The sequence below is a fragment of the Alicyclobacillus sp. CIJ1 genome, assembly GCF_057538885.1.
In genome coordinates this window covers 145,863-154,868 of sequence record NZ_BAAJPH010000103.1, presented here as the reverse complement: position 1 = coordinate 154,868, position 9,006 = coordinate 145,863, and the positions used below count along the sequence as shown (strand labels likewise).

The following is a 9,006-nucleotide window of genomic DNA, read 5'->3' as shown; positions in this document are numbered from 1 at the left end:
GAGCATGGAGCGAAGCAGGTCTGGTGACCATAGCGGAGGGGCAACACCCGTACCCATCCCGAACACGGACGTGAAGACCTCCAGCGCCGAGAATACTGGGAGGGAAGCCTCCTGGGAAGGTAGGTCGTTGCCAGGCGAGAGACAAAAGGTCAGGCACATCAGCCTGGCCTTTTTTGATTGGAAATCGAGGTGTCTGCGAATGGGACAGTTGAAGCTTGTGTACGACTTTCCTTTGGAGGAGGGGGAGCCCTCCCGTCGACTCGTGTTTCAACATCCACGCCACGTTTGGTGTGCCGTCCACGTGGAGGACGTGATGGCCGCGATGAATGCCGCCGCGGCGTGCGCCAAGCAGGGCGCATGGGTCTGCGGATTTGTGTCGTACGAGGCTGCGCCCGCCTTTGCGCAGCATTTGCGAGCCCATCGTCCGTTCGCAGATCTTCCTCTGGCGTGGTTTGCTGCGTTTGACCGAGTTGAGCGAAGTGGACATGGTGAAAAGGCATCCGGCCTGGATCGCACGCCGACCGCCCCATGGGAGACGGTCGCTTACAACCCTACGGGCACATCCCCGATGTGGTGGACTGGGTTCTCGCAACCTCACCGGGAAGTGGTCGACCACATTCGCCGAGCCATCGCCCGCGGCGATGTGTATCAGGTGAATGCCACCGGCCGTATCGCGTTTCGAGGGCGTATGGCTCCCGAACTGCTTTATGAAGCGCTGCGCCGCTCACAGAGGGCGTCTTACGCCGCCTGGCTTCACGTGGAGCCGTGGGACATCGTTTCGGTCTCCCCTGAACTGTTCTACCGGCGAAACGGCAGGAGCATCGTGACGCGTCCCATGAAAGGGACGTCTCCCCGCGCTCGGCGTCAGGAGGACGATCTCGCCCATCGATCTCACCTGCTGCGTTCGGAGAAAGAGCGAGCCGAGAATGTCATGATCGTCGATCTCTTGCGAAACGACCTCGGGCAAATTGCGGTCCCTGGGACGGTGCAGGTGGATCGGTTGTTTGACGTCGAGGCCTATCCGACGGTGTGGCAAATGACCTCCACCATTTCTTGTGTGTTGCGCCGGGAGATCGACACGGTGGATATCTTTCGCGCTCTGTTTCCATGTGGATCTGTGACAGGCGCGCCGAAGGCCGCAGCGATGCAGGCCATCGCAGCGCTGGAGCGGGTACCGCGCGGCGTGTACTGCGGGGCCATCGGAATTTGGACGCCCGACGACCGGGAGGTGTGGAGCGTCGCTATCCGAACGCTCGTCGGGCGGCGCGATCGCGGCACGTGGATGTATGGCACGGGAAGTGGCGTGACGTGGGACTCGTCGCCAGAGCGCGAGGAAGCCGAGGTCTTTCTCAAAGCGGCTGTGCTCGAGCGGGCAGGTATGGGTCCGTTTATCGAACTTCTGGAGACCATCCGACTGGACGACCAGAGGTGGTTCCTCTACGAGGAACACCGCGACCGGGTGCTTGCGTCGGCGCGCACATTCGGCATTCCGCTTGAGCCGCGCGCGCTGGACGAGGCGATGTTCGCGTGTGCTGCCGAACATCCCGAAGGCACCTGGCGTGTCAGGCTCTGTGTGTCCCTGTCAGGACATATCACCTGGGAAGCAATCCCATTCGAAGATTCGTACTTTGCACGCACCATCCACGAGGCCCTTCGACATGCTGGCCCCCGCACCATGGCCATGTCACCTGAGCCGGTCGATCGCCAGTGGATTTGGTTATATCATAAGACCACCGATCGCGCTTTTTATGATCGCGTTCGCAGCTGCGCGCCAGAGGCGTTTGACGTGTTGTTGTACAACGAGGACGGGGAAGTGACGGAAGGCACGTTCGGGAACATCGCGTACGAAATCGACGGCACCTGGTACACGCCGCCTGTGGAATGCGGGCTCTTGCCCGGGGCCCTGCGTTCCCGCCTGATCCGCCAGGGCGAGTTGTGCGAACGCGTCCTGCACCTCACCGAGATCGACCGCGTCAAGCGCTGGTGTTGGTTGAATAGCCTCCGGGGCGTGATCCCGGTGGTGCTTGTGGATGGCTCCGGACCTGCACCTCGAAAGCGGTAAGGCGGCTCCAGCGCGAAGAGAGGAGAGGCAACTTTGATTGAAATCGTCATTGGCCCATCCGACGATGGGAAGCCCGTTCACAAGTGGCTTCGGATGCTCTTGCCGGGGCTTCCTCTGTCGGGCGTGTACAAGAGCATCCGTACGGGACGCGTAAAGGTCAACGGAAAACGCGCCAAACAGGACACGCGCCTGCACGAGGGCGACATCGTGCACCTCTACTTCCGTGATGAAGACTACGCATCGCTTCACGCTCATCCCGTTGCCAAATACCACGGTGTTTCGCGCGCCATCGACATCTTGTACGAAGATGACGAGATTGTCGCGGTGAACAAACCGGTGGGTGTGCTCACCCATCCGGCAGATGGGGAATACAAGACGAGCCTCGCCGCGCAAGTGGAAGCCTATGTGTACGATCGCGGCGCGCGCCAAGGCGCTTTTCGCGCGGCGCCGGTTCATCGCCTCGATCGGAATACGAGTGGGGTCGTTGTGTTCGCGAAGACGGCGCGTGCAGCCAAAGCTTGGGCTGAGGCGTTCCAACGAGGCGAAGTGGAAAAGGAATATCTCGCCATCGTCGAAGGCGAATGGTCCGGCAGCGGCCGCGTGGCGGTGGACGTCCGGCGTGAAGGGAACGTCACACGTGTGGTCGAAGACAGCGGCAAGCCAAGCGAGACGGTGTATGAAGTCGTCGCATCGAGCCGCGGAACGTCGCTGGTTCGGTTGTGCCTATTGACGGGGCGGACGCACCAGATCCGCGTGCATATGGCACACCTTGGCCATCCTCTTCTGGCAGATCGAAAGTATGGCGCTCGCCCCATCCCCGGAGAGAGCTTCTACCTTCATGCGCATCGCGTGAAATGGCGGGACGTCGATGTGAAGGCGCCCATTCCCGACCGCATGGCGGACAAGCTTCGCGCGCTCGGTTATGAGGTTGGAGATCTCGTCTGAACCCTAGCGTTTTTCAAGCCCCAGGTGCTGCGAGCGCGCGTAACGGCTCGGGCACGAGGACCGGCTTTCCTGTGTCGGGAGAAACCGTCACGAGAACGAACAGCGCTTCACTCACAAGGGCGCCGAATGGACCCGTGATGCGCTGCCGCATCCGCAGGCTTGTTCGCCCTGTCCGCTCGAGCCACGTCGTGATGGTCAGGCGGTCGTTCTGGCGCGCTGCCTGGTGGTAATCGACCTCGGCGCGCGCCACCACAGTGACGGCGCCGAGGCTCTTGAGCGTGTGGTAATCCAGTCCCTGCTGTTCAAACCAATCTTCTCGTCCCCACTCGTAGTACTCCAGATACTTGGCGTTATTCACGTGCCCGTTGATATCGATCTCCGTACAGCGAACCACGATTTCCATTTGTGTGACATTCATGTCAGGATGCCTCTTTCTCCTTCGTCATCCCCGGCATACAATCGGCGCACATGGGGACGGTAAGGCGTAGAAGTTTCGAACGAAGGGGTGGTGTGGTTGCGCCGCACTCATTCTATCACGCGCCTTCCCCGGTTCACACGTCTTCTAAGGGCCAGCGCCTGTCTCTGGATGGCCGCGCTCTTTGCGTTTCCCGTTCAGGTCGAGGCATCCGAGCATCAAAACGCCCATCCGCAGGATCAGTTGCTTCCTATTTACAAGAAATACGGAGATCTGTATGACGTCGATTGGGCCGTGCTCGCGGCCATTGATCGGTATGCCGAGCTGACCAAATCCAAGGACGTCCGCGAACGTGCTCCTTACTACGGTTACGCGATGGACGATCCGGCATGGAGCGGTCCGGCGAATCCCAACCCAGAGGACGTGTTTGCCCCTACCATTGCGCTGTTCGGGGGCCTCGGCCAGGATGCAAACGGAGACCTCCTTGCACTTCCATTCGACCCTGAGGACCGCATCAAATCGCTGGCGCGATTCATCGATGAGGAAGCGGGAGAAGATGAGGACCAGGCCGTGTGGACCTTGTTCCAAGACGCTGTGGCTGTGGAGCGGGTGAACGGGTTCGCGCGGATCTTCCACGCCTTCGGCATCGACCCGCAGGGCCACGCCTTTCCGATTGACAAAAGGTATAACTACACCATCAAGCACACGTTTGGAGCGGGCCGAAGTTACGGTGGGCGCCGGATCCACGAAGGTGTGGACATTTTCGCGAACTACGGGACGCCCGTGCTTGCTTGCGCCTACGGTTATGTGGAACTCATGGGCTGGAACCGATATGGCGGCTGGAGAATCGGGATCCGGGATGCGAACAACACGTACTATTACTACGCACACCTTTCCGCCTACGCGAAGTCGCTTCGCACCGGCGACTTGGTTCGTCCCGGTCAGATCATTGGCTACGTCGGATCGACGGGATACGGACCTCCGGGTACTGCGGGGAAATTTCCGCCGCATCTCCACTTTGGCATGTACAAGGACACGGGCAGACGCGAATGGGCCTTTAATCCCTCGGCGTATCTGTTGCAGTGGCAGCGCCAACCGCAAGTGGTCCTTCGGGGACCCGTCGCGAATCCTTCATCGACGTCATGAAAATCAGGTCGAGACCTGTCCTGCGATGTCGACGATGTGATATTGTATAGGACGGAGTGAATCCGGCAGACCAAGGAAACGGGTACCCAGGGGCGGTCCGTACCCGTTTTCTTTTGTGTATCCACGCCAGATCCAGCAAGGGGGGCGAACCTTGGAACCCAGACCTGCGCGCTTGTCTCGGACCTACATGACCGACTTGGTGCTTCCGCCGGATACCAACCAATTTGGGACCATCTTTGGAGGCAAAGTGATGGCCTACATTGATAAAATCGCAGCCATCAGCGCCATGCGACACGCCCGACAGCGAGTGGTCACCGCGTCCAGCGATAGCTTGGATTTCTTAGCACCCATCCGAGTCGGTCAGGCAATTCACCTCGAGGCCTTCGTCACGTACGCGCACAAGACTTCGATGGAAGTCTTTGTGAAGGTGTTGGCGGAGAACTTGCTCACGGGGGAAACGGTCCTTACGGCGAGATCGTACCTGACGTTTGTCGCCATCGATGAAGAGGGGCGCCCGGTAGAAGTCCCGCCCGTCCTTCCGGAAACGGAAGAGGAAAAGGCGCATTACGAATCGGCTCCGCGCCGCAGGGAACAGCGGCTCGCGCGCCGCCAGGCCGCGTCGCAAGGAGAGTTCCCGATGCCCTGACCCCTGACGGTGAGGGCTGCGATCACGTAGGTGAGGTAGGAGTGTGCCACATGCAAAATCGTTTTCTCGGAACAGCGGATCCCGGGTATCGCGCAGCGCTCGCGCCGTCACGACTCGTGGGCAAGCGCTTAGCCAAGGGATGTGTGACACTGCTGGTTTCCTTTCCCTTGGTCGACTATACGCTTCGACAGTTTGTGCATCCGCTTGGATCGATATGGGACAAAGTTGTACTCGCCGTTCTCGCACTCGTGGCGCTGAATCGCGTGATGCGCGGCCATCGTCCTCAAGTGTTCGCCTGGTCGAAATATGCCGGTTGGTATATCACGTACCTCATCGCATTGCTGTTCATGGGACTCGGCAGTCCAGGGACGTCGTTTGATGGATTCAGGGCCGACATGTACGATATGCTGTTTGGTCTTTTGCTGCCATTCGTCGTCGAACCTGAAGATGCGCCGTACTTTTTGTACGTCGCCGCCGCGCTGGCCATGCTCATCGGCCTGGACGGCGTGCTCCAATATGTGTTGGCGGTGCCCATCCCGCCCGGTTGGGTGGATGTCGGGGAACATGTGCGCACGAGGGTGTTCTCTGTCCTCAAATCGCCGAACGAGCTTGGTGCCTACATGGAGATGATGGCACCCCTCATCATCGGCATGGGCTTTGCAGAAAAGAATCGGGTTCGAAAAATAATCTTTCTCGCAGGAGGCTTCTTCTGCCTGGTCACGCTTCTCCTTACATACACACGGGGCGCCTGGCTGGGGCTTGGCGTCGGTGTGGTCCTGGTGGCCCTCGCGTTTGAACGCCGTTTGCTTGCCGTGGTGGTCGTGTTGGGGGTCATGGGCTTCTTCCTCCCCCCCATTCATCACCGCGTCATGGACCTGTTTTCCCAGGTCTATTACATCAAGTCGTCCCAGGGCGGGAGATTGGTCCGATGGCAGCAGGCGTTCGACCAGCTCGCTGGAAGTCCGTTGTTCGGAGCCGGACTCGGGCGTTACGGCGGCGCGGTGGCTTCGGACAAGGGACTGTCCATCTACTCGGACAATTACTACGCCAAGGTGTTGGGGGAGTCGGGTCTCGTCGGACTCGTGCTCTTCTTTGCTCTGCATGTACGCATTGTGGTGGAAGTGGTGCAGAAGGTGGTGCGCCGCGCCGTCGGCGCCCATCGCCCCATTGCCTTGGGCGGGCTGATCGGCGTGATCGCGCTCTTGGTGCACAATGTGGTGGAAAACGTGTTTGAGTATCCGGCCAACTGCCTCAACTACTTCCTCATGGTCGGGTTGCTGCTCCTGTGGAGCCGGACCTTCGCTGGTCAGGAGGAGAACCATGGCTAAATCGTGGAAGACCGTCGGATTGTGGATCTGGTACGTCTTTTGGGCGTTGTTTGCCAATGCCGTGTACGTCTGGATATTACGTCCCCTGGTCGACGATCTCGCGCTTTACGGGGTGCTGGCCGCTCTCGCAATCATCCTGTTGTGGATGACGTCGCTCAAGCGGCCCATTCGCAAGCGGTGGTTGATCTATACACTATTCGTACTCATGGTGGCCGAAGGTTACAGCACGCTCGCGTTTGCCAGCAAGCTCAAGCAGGCGCTAGTCGCTGTTGCGATGCTTCTCTTGCTTTGGCTTTTGGCCATCCTCGTCGGTCGCGTCAGGCCTGTGGCGTCGCTCCTGGGTGGAGCGAGCGTCGTGATAGCGCAAGTGTTTCTCCCGCTCAATGACTGGGCGTTTCTCACGCACTTCCGGGTCTTACAGGATGCTCAAGTCAACCTGCGGGTTCAGAATTCACCAGAGGCGCCCTTCGCGGTCATTCCCGTCACAGGTGGACAGGCCATCATCACCATTGACAGCCACATTCCGACGCGGCAGGAATTGGAGGAACGTGCGATCTCAGCCACGGATTCGCCGGATGCGCTCTACAACGTCCTGCAGACGGCTCAAGGGGAGTACGAGATTGTCGAGTTGAAATCGGTCGGAGGCCGACTGAAGAAGGTGATCCCGACACCGCAGGATTTGGCTCGCGTCAACCCGCTCGATCTCGTCCGCGCGTTTTTTCCGTATGAACTGGCGAATTGGTATGTGGACAACGGCCGGGTGTATGAATACCTGACCCCGTTTTTGACAGACCAGGAGGCGGTGGAGGCGGCCCTCGACCCCGCAGCGTACCCTGCGAGCTTCCAGGCCATCGCCAACCAGGCAAGTGCGAAGGAGATCGCGAATTGGGACGACTGCCTCGCGGAACTCGGAGTGAAGCCGGATCGAGCGGGGGCGTACATCTCCAACGACCGCCTGTTGGGTGTCGGTGCGCCTCGCGGATCGACCATTACCATGCAAGCTGAGAGCGTCGTCGGAGAGGGCCACTTCACGAGCACCAAGGACCTTCAAATTCTGCTCGTCGGAGACAACTCCTTACACGTGTACGACGTGAATCTCGGGAAGATCGTGGCGAGCTACCAAGGTTCCGCCGAGAATCCCGTACCGAACGACATTCGGATTGGACCGCTGGTGCCAGGCGGGCGCGATGCCGTGTTTGTCAACGCGAGCCCGGCGTACATTCTGACCGTGAGCCAGCAGGGCACATGGAAGCGCGTGTACACCGCTCCAAGTCAGACATTCCGGTTTGAGACCGTGTTGACAGGCGTCAGGCCGTATCCCGAAATCTTGACCAATGATCCTTCCTACATCCGCAACTCGCCGGTTCGCTACTTTTCGGCGTACCGCTTTGTCCCGAATGCCGACGGCACCGGTCAGTTGGTCCGGATTTGGCGGGTGTTTCGCACGAATGTGGTCAACGTCACACCGCTGCATCTGGAGGGAGTACCCAAGGAAGTCCTGGCGCTGGACATTTACGGAACGGGAGACTATCTGATCATTGCTCCGTCGAATGCTCCGGTCTTGCCCGCTGCGTGTATCGCGCTGGCGGCAGTCATTGTGGGTGGTTGGCTGTACCGGCCTCGCCGAGAGGAAGAGGGGGGATCGCGATGAAGTCGGGCCGACGGAACCTACTTGCGTGTGTGATCTGCGCGGGGCTCCTCTCGACGGGGTGCACGCCTGCTGTTCAGTCTGTATCCATTGCCTCCGGTACGGCGACGCAGGTCGTGAGTGACCACGCGCCGTGGTCCCCGCTGTTGAACGCTCTCGACAAGAGCGAGGCCGCCACCATGTATAAAATGCAGACAGCCGTGAATATCCAAAATGGCAATCTGCACACGAGTTTCACGGTGTACGGAACCATTCAGCAACCGAACATGGCGAGCATTCAGGTGCACGAGAATAACTTCAACATCGCCTTCTATCAACAGGGGCAGGTTGCCTATCAGCAGGATGGGACGATTTGGTCTCCTGCGCAGCCGGTATCCACGCTGAACGCATACGCGGGCTACCGTGACGTCATCGAGTATGCGATAGCGCACCACCTGCCGCTCGAGAAGATGAACCGGACCTACGTGGTGGACGAGTATTGCGACGTTTACCGAGTCGTGGTTCCGAATGGCATCGTTTCCCTTCCCGCGTTCTTGGGTGGGGCGCCTGGCGCTTCGGCGACAGAGCTGTCGAGCCATGCAAGCCAGGTCGCGTACGTGTTTTACGTGGGCGAAACGTCTGGGTATATTCGTCAGATCCAGACCCAGTCTGTTGGCGTCGTGGATTCGGTTGGATCGCTGATCATGCAGACAACGACGATCTTCCAAGATATCAACAATGCGCAATTGGCGAAAGTCCAGATTCCAGTCTCGCTGGTGCAACAACTGGAACAGGGTGTCCAATGATTGCGTGAGCTTTCACGACATGGTATACTCG

The 9,006-nt window shown here is 59.5% G+C and carries 8 protein-coding genes and 1 rRNA gene; 8 read left to right on the top strand and 1 reads right to left on the bottom strand.

Annotated elements, in window-relative coordinates; translation table 11 throughout:
• Positions 1-19 precede the first annotated feature (19 nt).
• The 3 genes from rrf to AC27E8_RS08360 all read left to right on the top strand — a co-directional run bounded on the left by rrf (position 20) and on the right by AC27E8_RS08360 (position 3,007).
• Positions 20-136, top strand: a 5S ribosomal RNA gene (gene rrf / locus AC27E8_RS08370).
• A 63-nt stretch (positions 137-199) separates the two neighbouring features.
• Entirely contained in the window at positions 200-2,062 is a 1,863-nt protein-coding gene (pabB, locus tag AC27E8_RS08365; protein WP_487098777.1) for an aminodeoxychorismate synthase component I, read from the top strand.
• 33 nt (positions 2,063-2,095) lie between these two features.
• The gene (locus AC27E8_RS08360; protein WP_487098778.1) at positions 2,096-3,007 is read left to right on the top strand and encodes an RluA family pseudouridine synthase; all 912 of its coding nucleotides are present in this window, start codon (positions 2,096-2,098) and stop codon (positions 3,005-3,007) included.
• 13 nt (positions 3,008-3,020) lie between these two features.
• On the opposite strand, the gene AC27E8_RS08355 is transcribed toward AC27E8_RS08360, so the two are convergent.
• Positions 3,021-3,425 (bottom strand): acyl-CoA thioesterase, encoded by a 405-nt coding sequence (locus AC27E8_RS08355; RefSeq protein ID WP_041695105.1) that lies wholly within the window; start codon positions 3,423-3,425, stop codon positions 3,021-3,023.
• 96 nt (positions 3,426-3,521) lie between these two features.
• Here AC27E8_RS08355 and AC27E8_RS08350 point away from each other — a divergent pair, with 96 nt between their 5' ends.
• The 5 genes from AC27E8_RS08350 (at position 3,522) to AC27E8_RS08330 (ending at position 8,975) form a co-directional block, all read left to right on the top strand.
• Positions 3,522-4,568 carry a M23 family metallopeptidase gene (locus AC27E8_RS08350; RefSeq protein ID WP_487111428.1) on the top strand — a complete coding sequence of 349 codons (1,047 nt, stop codon included), beginning with the start codon at positions 3,522-3,524 and terminating at the stop codon, positions 4,566-4,568.
• A gap of 151 nt (positions 4,569-4,719) precedes the next feature.
• Entirely contained in the window at positions 4,720-5,214 is a 495-nt protein-coding gene (locus AC27E8_RS08345; RefSeq protein WP_041695106.1) for an acyl-CoA thioesterase, read from the top strand.
• Between the two features lie 50 nt (positions 5,215-5,264).
• The gene (locus tag AC27E8_RS08340) at positions 5,265-6,542 is read left to right on the top strand and encodes an O-antigen ligase family protein (protein ID WP_487098780.1); all 1,278 of its coding nucleotides are present in this window, start codon (positions 5,265-5,267) and stop codon (positions 6,540-6,542) included.
• A complete protein-coding gene (locus AC27E8_RS08335; protein WP_487098781.1) occupies positions 6,535-8,193 on the top strand; it encodes a hypothetical protein in 1,659 nt (552 codons plus the stop codon). The genes AC27E8_RS08340 and AC27E8_RS08335 overlap by 8 nt, the downstream gene beginning before the upstream one ends.
• Positions 8,190-8,975 carry a hypothetical protein gene (locus AC27E8_RS08330; RefSeq protein ID WP_487098782.1) on the top strand — a complete coding sequence of 262 codons (786 nt, stop codon included), beginning with the start codon at positions 8,190-8,192 and terminating at the stop codon, positions 8,973-8,975. Before AC27E8_RS08335 ends, AC27E8_RS08330 begins: the two co-directional genes overlap by 4 nt.
• Positions 8,976-9,006: the final 31 nt, after the last annotated feature.